The 20,332-nt window shown below is 41.1% G+C and carries 23 protein-coding genes; 20 read left to right on the top strand and 3 right to left on the bottom strand.

All coding sequences use genetic code 11. The features are described from left to right. Nucleotides 1-51 precede the first annotated feature (51 nt). On the top strand, nucleotides 52-1,020 hold the full coding sequence (locus ACR65H_RS11580; protein WP_440500425.1) for a proline dehydrogenase family protein: 969 nt from the start codon (nucleotides 52-54) through the stop codon (nucleotides 1,018-1,020). 56 nt (nucleotides 1,021-1,076) lie between these two features. On the opposite strand, the gene ACR65H_RS11575 is transcribed toward ACR65H_RS11580, so the two are convergent. Both ACR65H_RS11575 and ACR65H_RS11570 read right to left on the bottom strand, forming a co-directional pair. Continuing rightward, entirely contained in the window at nucleotides 1,077-2,093 is a 1,017-nt protein-coding gene (locus tag ACR65H_RS11575) for a DUF1646 family protein (RefSeq protein WP_440500423.1), read from the bottom strand. 128 nt (nucleotides 2,094-2,221) lie between these two features. Continuing rightward, nucleotides 2,222-3,715, bottom strand: coding sequence for a peptide MFS transporter (locus tag ACR65H_RS11570; protein WP_440500421.1), 1,494 nt, complete (start codon nucleotides 3,713-3,715; stop codon nucleotides 2,222-2,224). Between the two features lie 350 nt (nucleotides 3,716-4,065). On the opposite strand from ACR65H_RS11570, the gene ACR65H_RS11565 reads away from it, so the two are divergent. The 11 genes from ACR65H_RS11565 (at nucleotide 4,066) to ACR65H_RS11515 (ending at nucleotide 14,406) form a co-directional block, all read left to right on the top strand. Beyond that, nucleotides 4,066-5,952, top strand: coding sequence for an ABC-F family ATP-binding cassette domain-containing protein (locus tag ACR65H_RS11565; RefSeq protein ID WP_440500420.1), 1,887 nt, complete (start codon nucleotides 4,066-4,068; stop codon nucleotides 5,950-5,952). Between the two features lie 17 nt (nucleotides 5,953-5,969). Then, entirely contained in the window at nucleotides 5,970-7,103 is a 1,134-nt protein-coding gene (locus tag ACR65H_RS11560; RefSeq protein ID WP_440500419.1) for a conserved virulence factor C family protein, read from the top strand. 344 nt (nucleotides 7,104-7,447) lie between these two features. Next, the gene (gene ehuB, locus ACR65H_RS11555; RefSeq protein WP_440500418.1) at nucleotides 7,448-8,320 is read left to right on the top strand and encodes an ectoine/hydroxyectoine ABC transporter substrate-binding protein EhuB; all 873 of its coding nucleotides are present in this window, start codon (nucleotides 7,448-7,450) and stop codon (nucleotides 8,318-8,320) included. 80 nt (nucleotides 8,321-8,400) lie between these two features. Further along, nucleotides 8,401-9,063: an amino acid ABC transporter permease gene (locus ACR65H_RS11550; protein WP_440500417.1), complete on the top strand. Its 663-nt coding sequence runs from the start codon at nucleotides 8,401-8,403 to the stop codon at nucleotides 9,061-9,063. Further along, nucleotides 9,060-9,746: an ectoine/hydroxyectoine ABC transporter permease subunit EhuD gene (gene ehuD, locus ACR65H_RS11545; RefSeq protein ID WP_440500415.1), complete on the top strand. Its 687-nt coding sequence runs from the start codon at nucleotides 9,060-9,062 to the stop codon at nucleotides 9,744-9,746. Before ACR65H_RS11550 ends, ehuD begins: the two co-directional genes overlap by 4 nt. 17 nt (nucleotides 9,747-9,763) lie before the next feature. After that, nucleotides 9,764-10,543, top strand: a complete 780-nt coding sequence (ehuA, locus tag ACR65H_RS11540; protein ID WP_440500414.1) for an ectoine/hydroxyectoine ABC transporter ATP-binding protein EhuA — start codon at nucleotides 9,764-9,766, stop codon at nucleotides 10,541-10,543. Nucleotides 10,544-10,674: 131 nt separating this feature from the next. Beyond that, complete coding sequence (locus ACR65H_RS11535) at nucleotides 10,675-11,112, top strand: BrxA/BrxB family bacilliredoxin (RefSeq protein WP_440500413.1); 438 nt, start codon at nucleotides 10,675-10,677, stop codon at nucleotides 11,110-11,112. Continuing rightward, nucleotides 11,090-11,887, top strand: coding sequence for a class I SAM-dependent methyltransferase (locus tag ACR65H_RS11530; protein WP_440500411.1), 798 nt, complete (start codon nucleotides 11,090-11,092; stop codon nucleotides 11,885-11,887). Before ACR65H_RS11535 ends, ACR65H_RS11530 begins: the two co-directional genes overlap by 23 nt. A 305-nt stretch (nucleotides 11,888-12,192) precedes the next feature. Then, nucleotides 12,193-12,795, top strand: coding sequence for a YpjP family protein (locus tag ACR65H_RS11525; RefSeq protein WP_440500410.1), 603 nt, complete (start codon nucleotides 12,193-12,195; stop codon nucleotides 12,793-12,795). 158 nt (nucleotides 12,796-12,953) lie between these two features. Then, the gene (locus tag ACR65H_RS11520) at nucleotides 12,954-13,895 is read left to right on the top strand and encodes a thymidylate synthase (protein ID WP_440500408.1); all 942 of its coding nucleotides are present in this window, start codon (nucleotides 12,954-12,956) and stop codon (nucleotides 13,893-13,895) included. A gap of 22 nt (nucleotides 13,896-13,917) precedes the next feature. Further along, a complete protein-coding gene (locus ACR65H_RS11515) occupies nucleotides 13,918-14,406 on the top strand; it encodes a dihydrofolate reductase (RefSeq protein ID WP_440500406.1) in 489 nt (162 codons plus the stop codon). Nucleotides 14,407-14,428: 22 nt separating this feature from the next. Here the strand turns inward: ACR65H_RS11515 and trhA are convergent, their stop codons facing one another. Continuing rightward, nucleotides 14,429-15,064, bottom strand: coding sequence for a PAQR family membrane homeostasis protein TrhA (gene trhA / locus ACR65H_RS11510; RefSeq protein ID WP_440500405.1), 636 nt, complete (start codon nucleotides 15,062-15,064; stop codon nucleotides 14,429-14,431). Nucleotides 15,065-15,136: 72 nt separating this feature from the next. Between trhA and ACR65H_RS11505 the strand changes: the two genes are divergently transcribed. The 8 genes from ACR65H_RS11505 to ACR65H_RS11470 all read left to right on the top strand — a co-directional run. After that, nucleotides 15,137-15,976 carry a DegV family protein gene (locus tag ACR65H_RS11505; protein WP_440500403.1) on the top strand — a complete coding sequence of 280 codons (840 nt, stop codon included), beginning with the start codon at nucleotides 15,137-15,139 and terminating at the stop codon, nucleotides 15,974-15,976. A 47-nt stretch (nucleotides 15,977-16,023) separates the two neighbouring features. Next, the gene (locus tag ACR65H_RS11500; protein WP_440500402.1) at nucleotides 16,024-16,836 is read left to right on the top strand and encodes a GDSL-type esterase/lipase family protein; all 813 of its coding nucleotides are present in this window, start codon (nucleotides 16,024-16,026) and stop codon (nucleotides 16,834-16,836) included. Between the two features lie 12 nt (nucleotides 16,837-16,848). Then, on the top strand, nucleotides 16,849-17,424 hold the full coding sequence (locus ACR65H_RS11495) for a YpmS family protein (RefSeq protein ID WP_440500400.1): 576 nt from the start codon (nucleotides 16,849-16,851) through the stop codon (nucleotides 17,422-17,424). Between the two features lie 138 nt (nucleotides 17,425-17,562). Beyond that, a complete protein-coding gene (msrA, locus tag ACR65H_RS11490; RefSeq protein WP_440500399.1) occupies nucleotides 17,563-18,093 on the top strand; it encodes a peptide-methionine (S)-S-oxide reductase MsrA in 531 nt (176 codons plus the stop codon). Further along, nucleotides 18,090-18,515 carry a peptide-methionine (R)-S-oxide reductase MsrB gene (msrB, locus tag ACR65H_RS11485; RefSeq protein WP_440500398.1) on the top strand — a complete coding sequence of 142 codons (426 nt, stop codon included), beginning with the start codon at nucleotides 18,090-18,092 and terminating at the stop codon, nucleotides 18,513-18,515. The genes msrA and msrB overlap by 4 nt, the downstream gene beginning before the upstream one ends. A gap of 13 nt (nucleotides 18,516-18,528) precedes the next feature. Beyond that, entirely contained in the window at nucleotides 18,529-18,750 is a 222-nt protein-coding gene (locus tag ACR65H_RS11480) for a YozE family protein (protein ID WP_440500397.1), read from the top strand. A gap of 81 nt (nucleotides 18,751-18,831) precedes the next feature. Then, nucleotides 18,832-19,533 (top strand): purine-nucleoside phosphorylase, encoded by a 702-nt coding sequence (gene deoD, locus ACR65H_RS11475; RefSeq protein WP_440500396.1) that lies wholly within the window; start codon nucleotides 18,832-18,834, stop codon nucleotides 19,531-19,533. Between the two features lie 85 nt (nucleotides 19,534-19,618). Beyond that, nucleotides 19,619-20,332 (top strand): S41 family peptidase (locus ACR65H_RS11470; protein WP_440500395.1); only part of this gene is annotated, 714 nt, incomplete at its 3' end.

Here is a 20,332-nt window from a genome sequence, read left to right as displayed (position 1 = left end):
GCTATGTTATAATGCATGATGTAAATAATTTTTTATCGAGGAGAAATGGAAATGTTAAAAGATTTCTTTATCGGCCTATCCCAAAATCAATTTTTGAATAGTGCGGCGAAAAAATACGGCTTGAAATTAGGCGCTCAAAACGTTGTTGCGGGAACAAATATTACTGAAACAATTGAGAGCATCAAAGAATTGAACAAACACGGAATTTCTTGTACTGTAGACAACTTAGGCGAATTCGTCTATGAAAAAGAGGAAGCACTCGCAGCGAAAGAACAGATTCTCGCAGTCATTGAAGCTATTCATGAGAATGAAGTGGATGCGCATATTTCATTGAAGCCATCTCAACTAGGTTTAGATATCGACTATGATTTCTGTAAAGAAAACATAGAGGAAATCGTCGCTACGGCAAATAAATACGGTCTTTTTGTCAATTTTGACATGGAAGACTATGCACGTCTCCTACCTTCATTCAACTTGTTGGACGAGCTGTCGACACAATACGACAATGTCGGTACAGTCATTCAAGCTTATTTTTTCCGGGCGGAAGAAGACTTGCATAAGTATAAGAATTACCGTCTCAGGATCGTCAAGGGAGCTTATAAAGAGCCTGCCGAATATGCTTACCAAGATAAACAAGACATCGACAAAAACTATATTAAATTGATTGAATGGCACTTATTGAACGGTAAATTTACGTCAATCGCAACGCATGACCATAATGTCATCAATCATGTTAAACAATTCGTCAAAGACAATAATATTTCAAACGATAAGTTTGAATTCCAAATGTTATACGGTTTCAGGAAAGAAATGCAATTGGAACTCGCGAAAGAAGGATACAACTTCTGTACGTACGTTCCTTTCGGACAAGACTGGTACGGCTATTTCATGCGTCGACTTGCGGAAAGACCACAAAATATGAATCTTGTCGTGAAACAAGTGTTTACGAAAAAGACGAATACGATGATTGGTTTAGCGGCTGGTGCATTCCTGCTCGGACGCCTAACGAAAAAGAAATAAACTAAATAATACAGGTGGGGAGAAACGAATCAAATCGTATCTTCCCACCTGTTTGTTTATCCGAAAATAACAATTACAATAAAGTAGATTACCATTGCAATCAAGCCGATTGGAACACCGAATCGCGCCCACTCAACGCTTTTGATATTCAATTTTCCGGCGGCGATAATATTAGGGATATTACCTGGTATTAGCATTCCGCCACTAATAAGTAACCCTAGCAAAATCGCTTTAATCGTAGGCTCGTCCATCTCGCTGCTAATTTCTGCTGCTGCGAGCGTTGCATTATCGAGTACAGCCGAAATCATATTGATCCAATAAAGGATATACGGGTTTAGGTCAAGAAGGAATCGTTTAATGAACGGCTCAAATCCTGCGCCTAATAATGTCAATGCCATGACGAACAGGTAAACTTTAAACCCGCGGATAAGGATATCCACTAATGATTCGTCCCCTTGGTTCGCCTTCAAGCCCCCCGTCTTTTTCGAAGGCTTGATTAAGAACATTGCCAATACGCCGAAAGCGATGACTCCCGGGATAACATCTGGGCCAATAAGTTTTAGAAGATAAAAAAAGTCCTCATTCAGTTTGCTCGTTGCAATTGTTGAAAGCGGTTCACCGATCGGTGTCAACACAGCGCCCATTCCAATTGAATAACAGGCAAGGATGACAAACCGAACTTCCGATTTGCGATCAAGTTCTAAAACACTGACGATGGCGACTAAAACGAGAGCTGCAATGATAGCGGTGATGATGCTTGAAATGATTCCGAGAATAATAATGACTAGCGCTAAAAAGAGTTTAAAAGGAATGATCCGGCTCACACCTTCGATTCCTTTTTCAAAAGGCTTTTTGAGCCATTTGAAAATAAGACCCGCCACGATGACAGCAATCGTTATATGTATTGGATCCTCCAACGCCTTTAAAACCAAATCCTTATTCAATACTCCGCTCACTACGACCGCCGCAATTCCCATGATGAAGAGGAATACTTCCAAGTTGCGTTCAACAAATGGGATTGTGAAGGGCAGGAATAAAACTAACGCTAAGATGATAGACAAACCCACAATCATAATCTTTCCCCTTTTCCATTATTTAATTTACTTTCTATTCTATTATATCGCTTTATTAAGAAAAATATTTATTGGAAAATAAAAGCAATACCGCAAGCGGTATTGCTTTCAAAGATGATTAAATTGTATTAATGAACGCCCTTCATATATTTCAAGATGATGGGGGAAATTGCAAATAGGATTAAACTTAATACAATCGCTACACCGCCGATGATCCCGAAATACATCATTTCTGTTTCGGCAGAGTAAAATTTCACAAGTTGTGCATTCAAAGCCTGTGCTGCAGCGTTCGAAAGGAACCATAAGCTCATCGTCTGTGCAGAAAAGGCTGCTGGCGCTAATTTTGTCGTTGCGGATAATCCTACAGGAGAAAGGCATAGTTCACCTAACACTGCAATGAAAATACTGAGGACTAACCAAAGTGGGTTGACAAGTGTATCCGCGCCACCGAAATACGCAGGTAACAGAATAACGATGAATGAAAGTCCTGCAAAAAGAATTCCAAATGAGAATTTTTGAGGGATTGTCGGTTGACGTTTCCCCATTTTAATCCATAGCCATGCAAATACTGGTGCTAAAACAATGATGAATAATGGATTCAATGATTGGAACCAAGCAGGTGAGATATGGAATCCGAAAACATCCAAATCTGTTCGCTTATCTGCATACAATGCCAAAATGGTTGATCCTTGTTCAGCAATCGACCAAAACATAACTGCAGCCAAAAACAATGGAATATATGCGATGATTCGTGACTTTTCATCCGGTGTTGTCTTGTCACTTCTGTACATGACAACGAAATAGCAGAAAGGAATTACGAACCCGAGGATCCCTACCAATGCGATGAACGAGTCAAACGTAAGCCAACCATTAGGAATTGAGATAGCAACAAGTACGCCTAAGACTACTACTGCGGCTAAAATCGTTAAGAAGAAACGTTTCCGATCTTCTGGTTTTAATGGATTGGCGATTTGAGTTCCCGCGAGTCCCAAGTTCTTCTTCTTCGTATAGACGAACATGAGAAGACCGAAAAACATACCAACAGCAGCAAGACTAAAACCAAGGTGGAAGTTGTATTCCAATCCGATTGTCCCAACAATCCAAGGTGCGATGAAGCTTCCCATGTTAATGCCCATATAGAAAATACTGAAGCCCGAATCTCTGCGAATATCTTCTTTGCTATATATATCGCCAACGATACTTGAAACGTTCGGTTTTAAAAGGCCTGTACCAAGAACGATCAGTCCCATCGAGATGAAAAGGCCAGTTGCTCCCGCCGGCATTGCAAGGACAATATGACCGATCATAATCAATACTCCGCCATAGAATACCGCCTTGGAAGTACCGAATACACGGTCAGCAAGCCATCCACCGATAATACCGGACATATAGACAAGAGCCCCGTAAATGGACATGATTGAGAGGGCAGTCGTTTCACTTATCCCAAGTCCGCCTTTGGTCACTTCATAATACATATAGAAGAGGAGGATTGCCCTCATTCCGTAATAAGAAAAACGTTCCCAAAATTCTGTGAAAAATAACGTGAAAAGCCCTTTAGGATGTCCGAAGAATCCTTTTTGGGGAACGCTTTCAACAATTTGCTCTTTCGTTATTTGTGACATTGAAATGTTGCCTCCTTTAGTATTTCATTATTATATAGATAAATTAATTATATTGTCAAAATAAAAATGCCTTCTTTAAAATTTGTTTTTATCATGATAATAGAGTGTTTTCAGACACATCTTATATTTTTAAAATTATATTTAAAAAGAAAATTTACCTAGGACTACTGTAATAGAGACAACATTATAATACCCATTGGGCCAAAGCCGATACTTCAAGTGATGACCGGAATTACGAGCTTTGTATTATTTTACTTTGATTTCAAATATAAGCAGGACGTCAACGTTCAAAAACAACTGAATATGAGCTATCATGAAGATATGCAGTTAGTAGAAATGGATGTGTTGTTATGAGCCAATTGATTGTAGAGAATTTAACGAAAAGCGTCGGAGAAAAAACATTGTTCCGTGATATTTCTTTCACGATAGTAAGTGGGGAAAAAGTAGGCTTAATTGGGATTAACGGAACCGGTAAGTCAACTCTTCTTTCCATCATTGCCGGTGTAGAGGATGCAGATTCTATCAGCAAAGAACATCCAAATAAATATAGCATCTCCTATTTACCACAAACCCCTTTAGTAGATCCTGACAAAACTGTAATGGAAACAGTATTCATGTCAGATGCACCGATAATCAAATTGAATTTGGAATATGAATATGCGCTTGCAGCACTTTCAGCTGATTCCTCATCTGCAGAAAATCAAGAACGTTTTTCGAGGTTGCAAAATGAGATGGACGCACGATCCGCTTGGGATTTGAACACAAAAGCGAGGATGGTTCTGACAAAGCTTGGAATTGACACTTTCAATAAAAAAATGGGCGAGCTTTCCGGAGGACAACAGAAACGTGTCGCCTTGACAAAAGTGATTATCGAACCTGCCGATCTTCTACTTTTGGATGAGCCTACCAACCACCTTGATGTACAGTCAATCACATGGTTGCAGGAATACTTGAAGAGTGAGCAAGGGGCTGTCATGTTCATTACACATGACCGCTATTTCCTTGATGAGGTATCTACCCATATTTATGAATTGGCCGATCGTACGCTTTACACGCATACCGGAAATTTCGCCGATTATTTGGAATCGAAGGCGATCAGGGAAGAGATGGCGGAAGCGACAGATGCTAAGATGCGAAACAGATACCGAACGGAGTTAAAATGGATCAGGCGTGGGGCAAAAGCTAGATCGACGAAGCAGAAGGCTCGGATCGGCCGATTCGAAGAGCTTCAAGAGAATCTGAAAAAAGATGGCCCTGCTGTTGACATGGATGTGTCATTGAAAACATCCCGTCTCGGCAAAAAAGTCATTGAGACGCATGATATTTCAAAGGCTTTCAATCATAACAAAATAATTGATCGTTTCAGTTGCATTTTGCAATCGGGGGACCGCATAGCTATCGTTGGTCCGAACGGTGCAGGAAAATCGACGCTTATGAAACTGTTTGCGAAAGATCTCGAACCGGATAGCGGCTCAATAGAGATGGGATCTACCGTGAAAATAGCGCATTTTCATCAGCATCTACCGCATATGGACGAAAACAAACGAATTATTGAATACATTCGGGAAACGTCGAATGACATTGAAGATGGAGCTGGTGCCAGAATTTCTGCTACGCAAATGCTCGAACGTTTTCTGTTTCCTTCATCAGCACATGGAACTCCGATCGGAAAGTTATCCGGTGGAGAAAGGAAAAGGCTTTATTTGTTAAAATTGCTCATGGAACAGCCAAATGTATTGTTGCTTGATGAACCGACGAATGACCTCGATATCGAAACTTTATCAGTGCTCGAATCCTTTATTGATTCATTTCCAGGTGTCGTGATGACAATCTCACATGATCGCTTTTTCCTTGATAGGACATCTACGAAGCTTTGGGTATTAGATGGCTCTGGAAATATTGACGTGCTATACGGCCTTTATTCCGAATATCTTGAAGCAGAAATCGATAAAGCTAATGTAGTCACTTCTAAAAAAGAAGCTCCGGTTCAGCAACCGCCCGAGCCGACCATTGCTAAAAAGCGAATGACCTATTCAGAGAAAAAGGAATGGGAAACAATTGAGCAGGACATCGAGAATATTGAGGCGAAAATTGATTCGACGGAAGCCGAAATGATTGAATTCGGATCGAATTATGATCGTTTGCGTGAATTGACAAAGACGCTGGATGATCTGAATGCTGAATACGAGCGTTTGATTGAACGATGGACATATTTACAAGAAATATCCGGATCATAAAGTGAGGAGTGTTCGAAATGAAAATTGTAACGATAGAACCGACACCAAGTCCAAACTCCATGAAGATTATTTTGGACAAAGAGCTTCCGATGGGTGTCAGCCATAACTATAAAAAAGAAGACGCCGAGACTGCACCTCATCCTGTATCGAAAATACTTTCTATAAAAGGCGTAAAAGGAATCTACCATGTGATGGATTTCATGGCAGTTGAACGTATCGGTAACGTTGCTTGGGAAAATATACTTGCTGAAGTGCAAGCTATTTTCAACGAAGAGTCAGTGGACGTTAGCCGAGTTGACGAGCAAACACCAGATGATCATTACGGAGAAGTGTATGTTCATGTTCAAACGTATAAAGACATTCCTCTTCAAGTGAAAGTTTTCGATAGTGATTCCGAATTGCGATTTGGGTTAAGCGACCGATTCCGCGAAGCGATGGAAAAAGTGCATAGTACGGAAGTGGAAAACTATATTCTCCTCCGTAAATGGGCAGATTATGGCATTCGATATGGAGAAAAGCAAGAAATTGGCGAAACTGTCGTGCTGGAAGTCGAAGCCGCATATCCTGATGAACGTTTAGAGGAAATTATAAACCGATCAGAACAGGGGAAAAGCAATGTAGAAGAACGAAAACGCAAAGTCACTTTGGATGATTTCAATGTGGAAGAATGGGAAAAACGATTCCAATTGATTGATCAAATGCCAGATCCAGACGTTTCCGATCTTCCATTGCTTGATCGTGCGCTGGAAGATGAAAAAATGTCCATTCGCCGCCTTGCTACGGTTTACCTCGGCATGATTGAAGACGAGTCTGTCATTCCATATGTGGAAAAAGCATTGAAGGATAAAAGTTGGGCGGTACGCCGAACAGCAGGCGACTGCATGAGCGATTTAGGCTTTGCAGGCTTTGAGAAAGCTGCTATAGAGGCATTGAAAGATAAGAACAAGCTTGTCAGATGGCGTGCAGCGATGTTCTTATATGAATCGGGCACTGAAAACGCGTTGGATGCATTACATGAAGCTGAAAATGATCCTGAATTTGAAGTGAAGCTGCAAGTACGCATGGCTATTGCAAGAATCACAGAAGGAGAAGAAGCAAAAGGTTCCATCTGGAAGCAGATGACCGAATTGCATAGTAGTTCATCCGAATAATTGTCGAAATCTGTCTAAAAACACCAGCGAGTGTGCTTAAATACACTTGCTGGTGTTTTATTATTTTTTTATCAAAATGTATTGTTAGAACTGGAAAAAACCATAAAAAAAACTGGAGTATTTTCAAATTAGATAACGCTTACAAATTAATTTTCTGCTTTATCCAAAAAAAAAATGAAATTATTTAGTTAGCAATAAACGTTATATTAAAGGGTTTTAAAAGGCTTTTTTATTTCGTTGTTATCGAAAAAAGGAAAGAAGTGGGTTGATGAATAAAATTCCCTATGTTAACCTGTTAACTATCAAATTATTGTGTTTGATGAAAAAATAAAAGGAGGAACATTGTGAGAAAATTTAAGATTGGTATTTTGGCAATTGTGCTCGTACTGCTTGCTGCATGCAGCAGTGAAGATTCAGCATCAGGTGAAGGTGTATTGAATTCGCTACAGGAAAAAGGGGTAGTGAAAGTAGGATTCGCTAACGAGAAACCGTATGCATATGAAGAAGATGGAGAGCTCAAAGGTGGCGCGGTCGCTATTGCAAAAGCGGTCTTTGAGAATCTTGGCATAGAAGAAGTTGACGGTCATCTTTCTGATTTCGGCCAGTTGATCCCCGGGCTTGGTGCCGGGAAATTCGATGTCATAACTGCAGGAATGGCAATTACGCCTGATCGTTGCAATAGTGTTGACTTCGGCGAGCCTGAAATGCAATACGGAGAAGGGTTGATCGTCGCAGCTGGTAACCCGGAGAATTTGCATAGTTATGCAGATATTGCGGCGAATCCGGAAATCACAGTCGCTGTTATGAGTGGAGCAACAGAAAAGGATTTTATGATCCGTGAAGGTGTTGACGAAAAACAAATTATGATGGTGCCGGACATTCCTGCATCATTTGCCGCAGTTTCATCGGGCAGGGCACATGCGACAACAGGCACAGAAATGACAATCAAAATGGCGTTGGAGTCGGCAGACCAAGAAAAGCTGGAGTTTGTCTCCGACTTTGTTCAGCCTGAAATTGAAGGTGTACCTAGCTATGGGGCTGCAGCGTTCCGCATTGATGATGATGAATTAAGGGAAGCGTATAATGCTGAGCTGAAAAAGTTGAAGGAAAGCGGAAAAATTGCCGAGCTTATTGAGCCATACGGATTTACTGAGGAAATGAATGTAGTAGATCCTGCACTTACGACAGAAAGTATTTGTAGTGGTAAGAATTACTAAGAGAAGGGCGAGGGTCAGGCCTAAATAGGTGTGACCCTGTTTCTTATTTGAATGATTAGAACATTATTGGAGTTGTTTTTATGAGTTCCATTCCGGATATAACCCTTATGTTAATGAGGGGACTAAAAGTGACGTTGATCGTACTAGCGCTTTCCATCATTCTTTCTTCAATCATCGCAGTAATTGCTGGCCTGTCCAGAGTCTCCCAAAATAAATTGTTGACCGGTTTTACAGGATTTTATGTAGAAATCTTCAGGGGAACTTCGTTAATCGTCCAACTTTTTTGGTTTTCCTATGCATTGCCTGGTCTATTTAATATTCATCTCGGAAGCGATATTTGGGTAGCGGTATTGGCGATCTCCTTGAACTACGGCGCATATATGTCTGAAATAGTGAGAGGGGCTATTCTATCGGTTCCACCAGGTCAGACAGAAGCTTCAATCGCCTTAAATCTCTCCAGATTTCAAAGGATGCGGCATATTATAATCCCGCAGGCAATACGAATGATGTTGCCGGAGTATGGAAATTATTTAATTCAAATTTTAAAAGCAACTTCGCTTGTATCTTTAATTGGATTAACTGATTTGTTGTACTACGGAAATATCTATAGAAGCACGCATTTACAAGAAGCGCCAATCGTTTACATTATCATTTTAATCTTTTACTTCCTCCTTGCACTGCCGCTCATCGGTTTCACTCGGAAGATGGAAAAGGTCTCTAAGAAAGGTGTGGTTCACGGATGACTTGGAGCTGGGAAGTATTTATTGATGCAATCCCTATCATTTTCAAAGGTTTGTGGATCACGTTAGGTTTGACAATTGCTTGTTACTTATTCGCACTGATTTTCGGTTTTTTCTGGGTGTTCATGAGCCGTATTCCAATAAGGCCGATAAATTGGCTATTCAAATGGATTGCTGAATTCATCCGATCAACTCCGCCGCTTGTACAATTGTTTTTCATTTATTTTGCGTGGCCGGCAGTTCCGGTAGTAGGTGTAGCGCTGAATCCTTTCGTAGCTGCAATTCTCGGACTTGGCATCCACTTCAGTACGTACACATCAGAAGTGTATCGTTCCGGAATCGAAAGTGTCGAAAAAGGACAATGGGAAGCATCGACCGCTTTAAATTTATCAACACCACAAAAATGGCGGCATATTATCTTGCCGCAAGCAATACCGCCGACTATTCCGATGCTAGGTAATTACTTGATCATCATGTTCAAAGAAGTGCCACTAGCGTCAACGATCGGGGTCGTTGCAATGTTGCATTTGGCGAATGATTATGGTGCTCAATATTATAAATATGTGGAGCCTTTGACAGTCGTCGCGTTATTTTTCCTATTACTAAGCTACCCATCCGCCTTGTTGATCAATAAACTTGAAAAAAAGTATAATCGGCGTTTCGACAAAAAAACGGCAACGTTATAAAGAGAAGGAGAATATTGATGGAAGAACCAATAGTACAGTATAAAGACATCCATAAATCGTTTGGAGAAGTGGAAGTCTTGAAAGGTATAGATCTGGACGTTAAACAAGGAGAAAAAATCGCATTGATCGGTCCGAGCGGATCAGGTAAAACGACGATTATCCGTTTACTAATGACGTTGGAAAAACCAACTTCAGGTATCATTATTGTCGATGGAGAGAACCTTTGGGAAATGAGAAATAAGAAAAGTGAGCTCGTTGAAGCGGATGACAAGCATTTACGAAAAATCCGCGGCGATATCGGAATGGTGTTTCAGCATTTTAATCTTTTTCCACATATGACCATTTTAGAAAACTGTATGCTAGCGCCGACAATTGTGAAAAAGAAGAAACGTGAAGAAGTTCGGGAAATGGCGCTTGAAATGTTGGAGAAAGTAGGTCTTGCCGATAAAGTCGATCTCTATCCGAACCAATTATCAGGGGGGCAGAAGCAAAGGGTTGCCATGGCAAGAGCTTTAATGATGAGACCGAAAGTAATGCTCTTCGATGAAGTAACATCAGCATTAGATCCAGAACTTGTCGGTGAGGTATTGGAAGTCATCCGTGATCTTGCCAAATCAGGCGAGATGGCTATGATTCTAGTAACTCATGAAATGGATTTTGCTTTGGATATAGCTGACAGAGTTCTTTTCTTAAATGAAGGGGTTATTGAAGAAGAAGGACATCCGAATGACATTTTAATAAATCCGAAAAGCGCGAGATTACGGGATTTCCTGTCACGTTTTACAAACAACAGATAAATAATCATAATTATATTATGTAAACAATCAGGCCATCAGTTTTATTGAATAATATCGAAAACATGAAATCGTTTCGTTTTCACTGTAGAATGATACTGACAGTAGTGAATTTTCGAAAGGGGATTTTATAAATGAATGCGTACGATGAGTACATGAAAGGAATTGTGAAACCGATGCGGGAGGAGCTTGTCCAAACGGGTTTCACTGAACTGACAACAGCTGAAGAAGTGGAAGAAACGATGAAATCCATAGATGGCACGGCTTTAGTTGTCATCAATTCGGTTTGCGGTTGTGCAGCAGGACTTGCTCGTCCAGCAGTCAGAGAAGCATTGCACGCAGCTGAAAACAAACCAGATCATCTGTTAACAGTGTTTGCCGGACAGGATAAAGAAGCGACAGAGGAAATGAGAAGCTATTTCCCTGAAGTTCCACCTAGCTCTCCTTCCATCGCTGTTTGGAAGGATGGGGCTCTTGCCTATTTCATTCCAAGAGAACAAATCGAGAATTTTGAAATGGAACAGATCAAAGATCATTTGAGCGGCGTTCTTGAACAAGTTTGTGCAAAATAAGACAATCATCACAACTGCAGGTAGACCTGATGCGATTACTCATGAATTGGCAGCAGTCGCTAGCAGGGAGCTCGGTTTTCCGATTGTGGAAAGGAAGAAGCGTTCAGTTTCGCTTATGCATCGTGAATATTCAGCCGATGTCCTTGTAGCAGGTAAAGAACGTTATGAACTGTTCCGCGTAGGAATGGAGCACCCATTATTCTTTCATCCGAATTCCGCAGCTTTCCGTTTAAAACGCATCATAAAGGGTGAAACAGATCCGCTCGTTGAAGCTAGCGCATTAACGATAGGGGATACTTTCCTCGATTGTACACTAGGTTTGGCATCGGATAGCATAATTGCTTCCTATATAATAGGTGAAGAAGGGAAATGCGTTGGGTTGGAAGCGGATCCTACTGTAGCTTTTTTAGTGAAAACTGGCCTTCAACAGTTTCCAGCCAATTTCGAAGCATTGGAAACGTCCATGCAGAAAATCGAAGTCATTCAATCGGAAGCGATTGAGTTTCTGGCGAATCAATCGGATAACTCTTGGGATGTTGTATACATTGACCCGATGTTTCAAGCACCGATCGAAGAATCATCGAATTTCAAACCTCTTCGTCAAGCAGGCGTACATACTTCCTTGACAGAAAAGTGGATCGAGGAAGCCTTCCGGGTATGCAAGCGACGCGTTGTCGTGAAAGATCGATTTGATTCAGATGTATTTACCCAATTTTCCATGCAGCGAAAAATTAGAAAGAACACTAAATTTCATTTTGGGTTTTTGTCGAAATGAAAAAGTCGTCCATTCCATTGTGGGGTGGACGACTTTTTGTATCAGTTTGTAAAATTTAATGAGCTTAAATAAAGGACGAGTACGAGTAAACCAATTCCCATAAGTAATTCTACGTTCATTTATAAAACCTCCTTCATAAAACCTCACAATTATGTTCAGTTTTATTGTACAATGAATTTAGGAAATATGAAACCTTTTCAAGCCCTTTTCGTAATATTAGGAAAGACATCGACAATTTACGAATAAAACAACATAGCAAACTATTACTATAAAAAATATAAAATACATAAAGAGCAGGTGGCCAAATGAAGAAGTATTTACAAAATATTTTCATTGCACTCGTTGCGGTACTTACACTTGGCGTCATTTCGCCAAATCATGAAATTTGGACAAATCTACAGCCGAAAGACGATACGAGGGAAGCTAACCTTCCAACGACATCCAAACATGATTTACAATTAGGGCTAGAGGATTCCATTTTTGAACGTGAATCATTTGAATCTTCCCTTTCTATTGAAGACGCTCTTTTTCATCCTGCGAAGGAATTGGCATACATGAAATTTGGATCTAGAATTGGACCCGTCATCCAAAATGAATTTGATAGCACTATTTTTCCGAAAATTGAAGAGGTCATTCAAGATACAGTAGCTTCTGCTGGAGGACTTGATAATAGAATGCTCTCCATTACTGAATATCCTTCCGGTGATTATGCCGAGAAAATGTTTCATGTTGCCGACACAGAGAATGACAAAGATTTGATTCGTTTTCATGTAAGAACAGAGAAAAGACCGTTGGACGGTTATTTCTATAACTTCCATTACCATACTGCCGAAGACGGTTTTACTGTCCATCATTCACTTGGAGATATTTATTGGTCCAAAAACACGCCGCCGAAATGGTTGTCATAAGACAATACCGTTTCGGCGGCTTTTTTTGTACTTTTATGGATGCTTAAATTCCAAGTTTTAACTGGCTTGTTCAATAATAATGAATATGCGATGACCGCTAGGCGAAATTGCTTTCAGTTTTTGCTATACTGACAAGTAAGCACAAGGAGGATTCGATCATGAAACAATATTTGGATTTATGCTCCCATATTCTTGAACATGGAACTGTTAAAGAAGATAGAACCGGGACTGGAACAATAAGCGTATTTGGGTATCAAATGAGATACGATCTCCAAAAAGGATTCCCATTGATGACGACAAAGAAAACGGCCTTTCGATTGATCACTTCGGAATTATTATGGTTTCTAAAAGGAGACACTTCTCTTCGGACATTAATCAATGACCGCAATCCGATATGGGACGAATGGGGCTTTGAACGTTGGGTGACAAGTGACGAATATAATGGGCCAGACATGACGGATTTCGGTCGTCGCAGTCTTCAAGATGAAGAGTTTGAACGTACATATAAAGAGGAAATGGCAACATATAAGAAGCGCATAGTTGAAGATGACGAGTTTGCTGCAAAATACGGTGATTTAGGTCCGATTTACGGGAAACAGTGGAGATCTTGGAGTTCAGGAGACGGTGTCATCGACCAAATTGAGCAGTTGATTGAAGGTATTAAACGGAATCCAGATTCTCGCAGACATATTGTAACTGCATGGAATCCGTCCGAAGTGAACGATATGGCGCTGCCGCCTTGCCATGCATTGTTCCAGTTTTACGTAGCGGACGGCAAGCTCTCGTGCCAGCTTTATCAAAGAAGTGCCGATGTTTTCCTTGGCGTTCCTTTTAACATTGCATCATACGCTTTACTCGTCCATTTAATTGCACATGAATGCAATTTGGAAGTTGGCGAATTCGTCCATACGCTAGGGGATGCCCATATATATTTGAACCACATAGAGCAAATGAAGGAACAATTATCAAGAACTCCGAAAAAATTGCCTACATTGAAATTGAATACAGACGGGAAATCCATTTTTGAGTTGACTTACGAGGATATCACAGTTGAAGGTTATGATCCATATCCAAAAATAAAAGCGCCGATTGCAGTATAACAGGGAAAGAGGATGGTACTAGATGATTTCTTTACTTGTAGCATATGACTTGAACCGAGTGATTGGAATCGATAATAAAATGCCATGGCATATCCCAGAAGAGCTGAAATACTTTAAAAAAGTAACGATGGGTAAAGCTATAATTATGGGAAGAAAAACGTTCGAATCAATCGGTCGCCCGTTGCCGGGTCGGTTGAATATAGTTGTTACACGAAACAAAGATTATCAAGCGGCAGGAGTAGAAGTGTTCCATGGTCTGCAACAGGCGATTGAACGGGGGAAAGAGTATTCCGATGAAGTTGTTATCATCGGTGGTGCCGAAATATTCAATATGTCGATGGATATTGCTGATCGTCTTTACATAACGATCATTAGGAAAGAATACGAAGGCGACACGTTTTTCCCCGAACATGATGAGAGCTGGAAGCTTGTGTCTGAATCGGAAGATCATTACACAGAAGATGGCATCCCTTACTCTTATTTAGTATTTGATAGGACTTCGAATGCCTGACTAGGAAAACGAAAAAGCGTCCTCACACATAAAGGAGGACGCTGAAAAACATAGATGCACTGCCGGCAATGACGAAAATATGCCAAATCGCATGGTTGAAAGGGATCTTTCTCCATGCATAGAAAATCGAGCCGAACGTGTAAAGGATTCCACCAATCACTAATAATGCGAAGCCTTCGATCGGCAAATTGGTGTATAGCGGTTTGATGGCGGAAATGATTAGCCATCCCATTACAATATAGAAGACTAGTGAAACAGCTTCGTATTTATGGATGAAAAACACTTTGAAAAGTATCCCGAGGATGGCGAGTCCCCAAATGACACCAAAAAGCGACCAGCCAAGGGCCCCTTTTATCGTCACTAATAAAAATGGCGTATACGTCCCAGCGATAAGGACATAGATAGCCGAATGGTCGAAAACGGAAAACAATTTTTTCAGTTTTGCTGGCATGCTGTGTAAAAGTGTGCTCATGAGGAATAAAAGAACCATCGATGCTCCAAAAATGGTGAAGCTGACGACTGCGGTTGCACTGCCGTGATTAGTTCCTTCGATGATGAGCAAGACAAGCGCTGGAATGCTCAATGCAAATCCAATGCCGTGTGTGATGGCATTCCAAAGTTCCTCTCGTGAATTTTTATAATCAAATGCTTCGGACATACGCAAACCTCCTTGCATTTACAATTCTAACATACATTAACCGCCGCCAATATTATAAAGGAAGTGCTATTTTTGAAAAAAATTCATATCGTTACAGACTCCACCGCGGATTTAATCGAAAACTATACTAATCAATATGATATTCATGTTGTTCCGCTAACAATCCATATTGACGGCAATACGTATACGGATGGAATCGATATTCAACCTGAATCATTCATCGAAAAGATGAAAGGAAGCAAAGAGCTCCCGAAAAGCTCACAGCCTGCTGCAGGCGTTTTCAAAGAATTATATGATCGTCTCGGTGAAGACGGAAGCGAAATCATTTCCATCCATATGACCGGTGGAATGAGTGGCACTGTAAAATCAGCAGAAGCCGCAGCTGAAATGACGGACACGAAAGTGACTGTCATTGATTCTATGTTTATTTCCCATGCGTTGACGTTCCAAGTTGTAGAAGCTGCCAAAATGGCTAAAGAAGGGAAAAGTGTGGATGAGATAACAAGTCGATTGGCTGACGTACGCAAAAACACAACATTATTCGTTGTCGTCGATATGTTAGATAATCTTGTGAAAGGCGGCCGCATAGGTAAAGGGAAGGCATTGATCGGTTCTTTATTGAATATCAAACCGATTGCGACTTTGCAAGAAGGCGTTTACACACCGGTTGCCAAAGCGCGGAGCCACAAACAAGTCGTTTCACACTTATTTAAGGCTTTCAAGGAAGAGACTGCCGGCAAAATCATCCGTTCAATCGGCATTTCGCACGCAAATGGTATGGCAATGGCTGAACCGCTATTACAATTAATAGAAGAATCCGGTTTGAAAGATGTTAAATTCTCCTTCACTTCACCAATTATTAGTACGCATACAGGTGAAGGGGCAATCGGTTTCATGTATTATACGGACTGATTGTCGAACTGGACGGTTCAATAACAAATAAAAGGGGAACTGTGTTTATGAGAAGAATTTTCCTAATCATCGTCTTCTCATTCGTTTTAACCGGGTGTCAGGAGATAGACGTTTCAAATACGTCTGCTTTCTCTGAAAGAGAGGGCGTTGCATTTTCGGATTTTAATGTCCCGGATTATTTCGTTCCTGAAAAGGTCACTGTCATCGGTCTTGGGGATTCACTGACCCAAGGGGTGGGAGATGAGTATAAAAGGGATGGGTATTTCGGGCGCGTTGCACTAGCGATGAATGATTGGAAAGGCGTCGAAGAGATTGAATCGAAAAATTTGGCCAAAAGAGGAAGGCGAAGCGATCAATTAATCGATCAATTGGAAAAAAAGGATATCCAGGACGAGATCAAAAAGGCAGATGTCATCTATATGACAATCGGCGGGAATGACATAATGAAAGTTGTGAAAGCGAATCTTTTCAATTTGACCGCTAAGCCTTTTTATGCCGAGTTAGGCAAGTTTGAAAATCGGCTTGATGAGATATTTAAGATGATACGCGGATTGAATGGGGATGCCGTCATTGTCGTCTCGGGATTATACAATCCGCTGTCAATCGTTACTCATGAAGCGAATGAATTCGAAACGGTCATCGATGATTGGAATGAAGCGATTGAAATTCAGACGATCATGGACGGAAAGGCATGTTTTGTCCCTGTCGTCGACTTGTTTATAAGTAATGAGAACATGGTATACCACTCCGATTTTTTTCATCCAAATGCGAAAGGATATGAATCGATGGCAAATCGCTTTATTGAAAAAATCGATCAATGCGGTTTGACGGAATTGTCGGATGGAAAATTGGATATGTAGAGGTGACCGTTGTTGAATATTTGGAAAATAGCATTTTTTGTCCTTGCCGGACTAATAGCATCCGCTGTTATTGCGCTAGTGATTTTTCTTGAAAGTCCGGGGGATTCGGACCCGCTTCCGCCGATGGATCAATATGCGCCAAAAGGCAGCGTGTTGAGCGTTAAAGCGACTCGAAATGATTTGCAGGCGCTTGCGAATAATTATATCCGGAAAGCGATGAAGGGAGAAAAGCTCCCTGTCACAATGCAAATAAAAAATGATGTAAGTCTTCATTCCGAATTGACTGCATTCGGAATTACATTTCCCCTCATCATGCATTTTGATCCTGTCGTTCTGGAAGATGGAAACTTAATGCTGAAACAGACATCTATGGAAATAGCAGATTTGAATCTGCCTCCGTCTACCGTTTTGAGTGTATTACGAGATTCGGTCAAGTTGCCGCCATGGATGATTGTAAGACCGAAAGAGGAAGAGATATTCATCCACTTATCGGAGCTTGAAATTGCAGGTGATTTACAAGTGAGGGCTAAATCGGTTGATCTTGTAAATGATAATATTGAGCTGGAAGTGACCATACCAACTGATTAAAGTCCAGCTTCGGGCGCCAGAAACTCGGGGTCATAAGTCGAATATGCTGCGTGGCAAAGAGCGCCACTATGCATCTTCGTCTCATGCCCGTCGTTTCTAGTCGGGCGTCCTGCGCATTCTAAATGAGGAGGGGTATTTTTGGCAATTCAAAAAGCGACATTTGCGGGAGGATGTTTTTGGTGCATGGTGAAACCTTTTGATAGGTATGAGGGTGTATTATCCGTCGTTTCCGGTTATACGGGAGGAGATGTCGAAAATCCATCTTATGAGCTCGTTTGTACGAATACGACTGGGCATCGTGAAGCCGTTCAAATCACTTTCGATGACGATGTTATTTCTTATGATGAACTGCTCACTATTTTTTGGAAACAGATTGATCCGACGGACGCCGGCGGACAGTTTTTCGATCGTGGTGAATCGTATCAAACTGCGATTTTCACTCATACTCCCGAACAACAGCAACTCGCTCTGAAATCCAAACAAGAGCTTGATGCTTCTGGAAAATTCGATAAACCGATTCAAACAGATATACTACCTGCCAAACCGTTTTATCCTGCAGAAGAAGGGCATCAAAATTATTACATGAAAAACCCTGCGCATTACGAACGGTATTCGGTCGGGTCGGGACGCGAGCGTTTCAAATATGAAAACTGGGGTGACAAAGCATGAAAGAAGATCTTCGAAATAAGTTGAACGATATGCAATACTATGTAACACAGCAAAATGGAACAGAACCGCCATTCAACAATGAATTTGACAGTCATTATGAAGAGGGGATCTATGTCGATATCGTCTCAGGGAAGCCGTTATTCAGCTCCAAAGACAAATACGATGCAGGATGCGGATGGCCAAGTTTCACGAAGCCGATCGAAAGTGAAGAAGTGACAGAACATTTTGATGCAAGCCATGGTATGCGCAGGACTGAAGTACGCAGTAAAACAGCCGACTCCCATTTGGGACATGTGTTTCCTGATGGTCCAGGGCCGGCTGGACTTCGCTATTGCATAAATTCCGCAGCATTGCGCTTTATCCCGGCAGACAAACTTGAAGAAGAAGGCTATAGCAAGTATTCCTATTTGTTTGAAGCCTGATAGGAGGTAAAAGATGGATCGTTCTTTTTATCAATTTGTCTTATCTTTCCGTGGTGGGAAGAAAGGTGACCCGAAATCTGCATTCGCCGAGGCAATGTTCAATGATCATAGCTTCCCGAAAGATGAAAAAGGCTTCGACCCGCTGTCACGCTACTTGGAGGAGAAAGCGGATCCCGAAATGCCAAGTATAGTATTTGATGAATTATTTGAAATGTACAAAGAGCGTTTCCAATAGGTTTGAATCACCATCTCCATTGCATAAACTGTGGAATAACTGTATGATTAGAAAAGAAATTTGAAAGTGAGGCGGATAAATTTGAGCATACATATTAATGCGAAAAAAGGCGATATCGCAGACACGATCCTTCTGCCAGGAGACCCACTGCGTGCAAAATATATCGCAGAAACATTTTTAGAGGATGTAACTAAGTATAATGAAGTGAGAAATATGTTCGGATATACAGGAACATATAAAGGGAAACGCATCTCTGTTCAAGGAACAGGCATGGGTGTTCCATCCATCTCCATTTACATCAATGAACTAATGCAAGAATACGATGTACAGAAATTAATCCGTGTAGGTACTTGCGGAGCAATTCAAAAAGACGTAAAAGTTCGTGACGTCATTATTGCTCAAAGTGCTACTACGAATTCACCGATCAACCGGACGTTTTTCAATGGTGTCGACTATGCACCAACAGCAGATTTCGATTTATTGCTAAAGGCTTATAATGCTGGTTTGGAAAAAGGACTTCATTTGAAAGTAGGTAACGTTTTCACAGAAGACTTCTTCTACAATGAGCATGCAGAGCATGAAAAACTTGCGCAATACGGAGTATTAGCTGTTGAAATGGAAACGGCAGCTCTTTACACATTAGCTGCAAAATTTGGAAGACAAGCACTATCAGTATTGACGGTAAGTGACCACATTTTAACTGGAGAAGTGACTACTGCCGAAGAACGCCAAACGACATTCAATGACATGATCGTCGTCGCACTTGATGCTGCAATTCAATAATAGTGCATCGGAGGACCGCTCGCTGCATCAACGGCGGTCTTTTTTTGAATAAACCGGTATATCGGGAAAGAAAGTGGGGAATGGGATGGACGAAAAAGAGAAAAACGGCGGCCAAGAAGCTGAAACAAGCTATGAACCGCCTGCGAAACGTTATATACGAATGAAACCGTTTTCGTTAGTCATGCTCATATTCGGCCTCGTTCTTGCGACGGCTGCGGTGACCTTTTTTGCGTTGACGACGGGAGAGGATAAGGTCGTAGAAGTGGTCAGTCCTCAAAACACCTCAGCTGAGCGCAAGGAATTCAAAAAGCTATATGAAGCTTACGATGAAATGAAGAAAACGTATTATAACGATATTGACGAATCAGTAGTGATTGATGGTGCCATCAACGGAATGATCGAAGCACTCGGCGACCCTTTTTCGGATTATTTGAATGAAAAGGAAGCTCGTCAATTAAATGAAAGCATCTCTTCAAGCTTTGAAGGGATCGGTGCAGAAATCCAGGAAATGAATGGGTATATCAATGTTGTTTCACCGATAAAGAATTCACCAGCAGAACGTGCTGGCCTACTGCCGAATGATTTGATCATCGCTGTAGACGGCAAGAGCATCCAAGGAATGTCTTCTTCAGAAGCTGTCCTTCTTATCCGCGGCAAAAAAGGGACGACGGTCACTCTTTCAGTACGCCGAGGCGAAGCGGGAGAGCCATTTGACGTAAAAATCGAAAGAGACGTCATTCCAATTGAAACGGTGTATGCAGAAATGCTCGATAACAATATTGCACATATTCATATTACA

The organism is Sporosarcina sp. SAFN-015 (assembly GCF_059415085.1).
Note: the sequence above shows the minus strand (reverse complement) of the source record. Positions and strands in the feature narration are given on the sequence as shown.

Excerpts from the sequence above, each read along its gene's own strand:
- ACR65H_RS11500 (WP_440500402.1), top strand. The coding sequence starts at position 16,024 with ATGAGAAGAATTTTCCTAATCATCGTCTTCTCATTCGTTTTAACCGGG.
- ehuD (WP_440500415.1), top strand. The coding sequence starts at position 9,060 with ATGACTTGGAGCTGGGAAGTATTTATTGATGCAATCCCTATCATTTTC.
- ACR65H_RS11560 (WP_440500419.1), top strand. The coding sequence starts at position 5,970 with ATGAAAATTGTAACGATAGAACCGACACCAAGTCCAAACTCCATGAAG.
- ACR65H_RS11480 (WP_440500397.1), top strand. The coding sequence starts at position 18,529 with ATGGATCGTTCTTTTTATCAATTTGTCTTATCTTTCCGTGGTGGGAAG.
- ACR65H_RS11565 (WP_440500420.1), top strand. The coding sequence starts at position 4,066 with ATGAGCCAATTGATTGTAGAGAATTTAACGAAAAGCGTCGGAGAAAAA.
- ACR65H_RS11525 (WP_440500410.1), top strand. The coding sequence starts at position 12,193 with ATGAAGAAGTATTTACAAAATATTTTCATTGCACTCGTTGCGGTACTT.
- ACR65H_RS11575 (WP_440500423.1), bottom strand. The coding sequence starts at position 2,093 with ATGATTGTGGGTTTGTCTATCATCTTAGCGTTAGTTTTATTCCTGCCC.
- ACR65H_RS11550 (WP_440500417.1), top strand. The coding sequence starts at position 8,401 with ATGAGTTCCATTCCGGATATAACCCTTATGTTAATGAGGGGACTAAAA.
- ACR65H_RS11520 (WP_440500408.1), top strand. The coding sequence starts at position 12,954 with ATGAAACAATATTTGGATTTATGCTCCCATATTCTTGAACATGGAACT.
- msrB (WP_440500398.1), top strand. The coding sequence starts at position 18,090 with ATGAAAGAAGATCTTCGAAATAAGTTGAACGATATGCAATACTATGTA.
- ACR65H_RS11515 (WP_440500406.1), top strand. The coding sequence starts at position 13,918 with ATGATTTCTTTACTTGTAGCATATGACTTGAACCGAGTGATTGGAATC.
- ACR65H_RS11570 (WP_440500421.1), bottom strand. The coding sequence starts at position 3,715 with ATGTCACAAATAACGAAAGAGCAAATTGTTGAAAGCGTTCCCCAAAAA.
- trhA (WP_440500405.1), bottom strand. The coding sequence starts at position 15,064 with ATGTCCGAAGCATTTGATTATAAAAATTCACGAGAGGAACTTTGGAAT.
- ACR65H_RS11535 (WP_440500413.1), top strand. The coding sequence starts at position 10,675 with ATGAATGCGTACGATGAGTACATGAAAGGAATTGTGAAACCGATGCGG.
- ehuA (WP_440500414.1), top strand. The coding sequence starts at position 9,764 with ATGGAAGAACCAATAGTACAGTATAAAGACATCCATAAATCGTTTGGA.
- ACR65H_RS11580 (WP_440500425.1), top strand. The coding sequence starts at position 52 with ATGTTAAAAGATTTCTTTATCGGCCTATCCCAAAATCAATTTTTGAAT.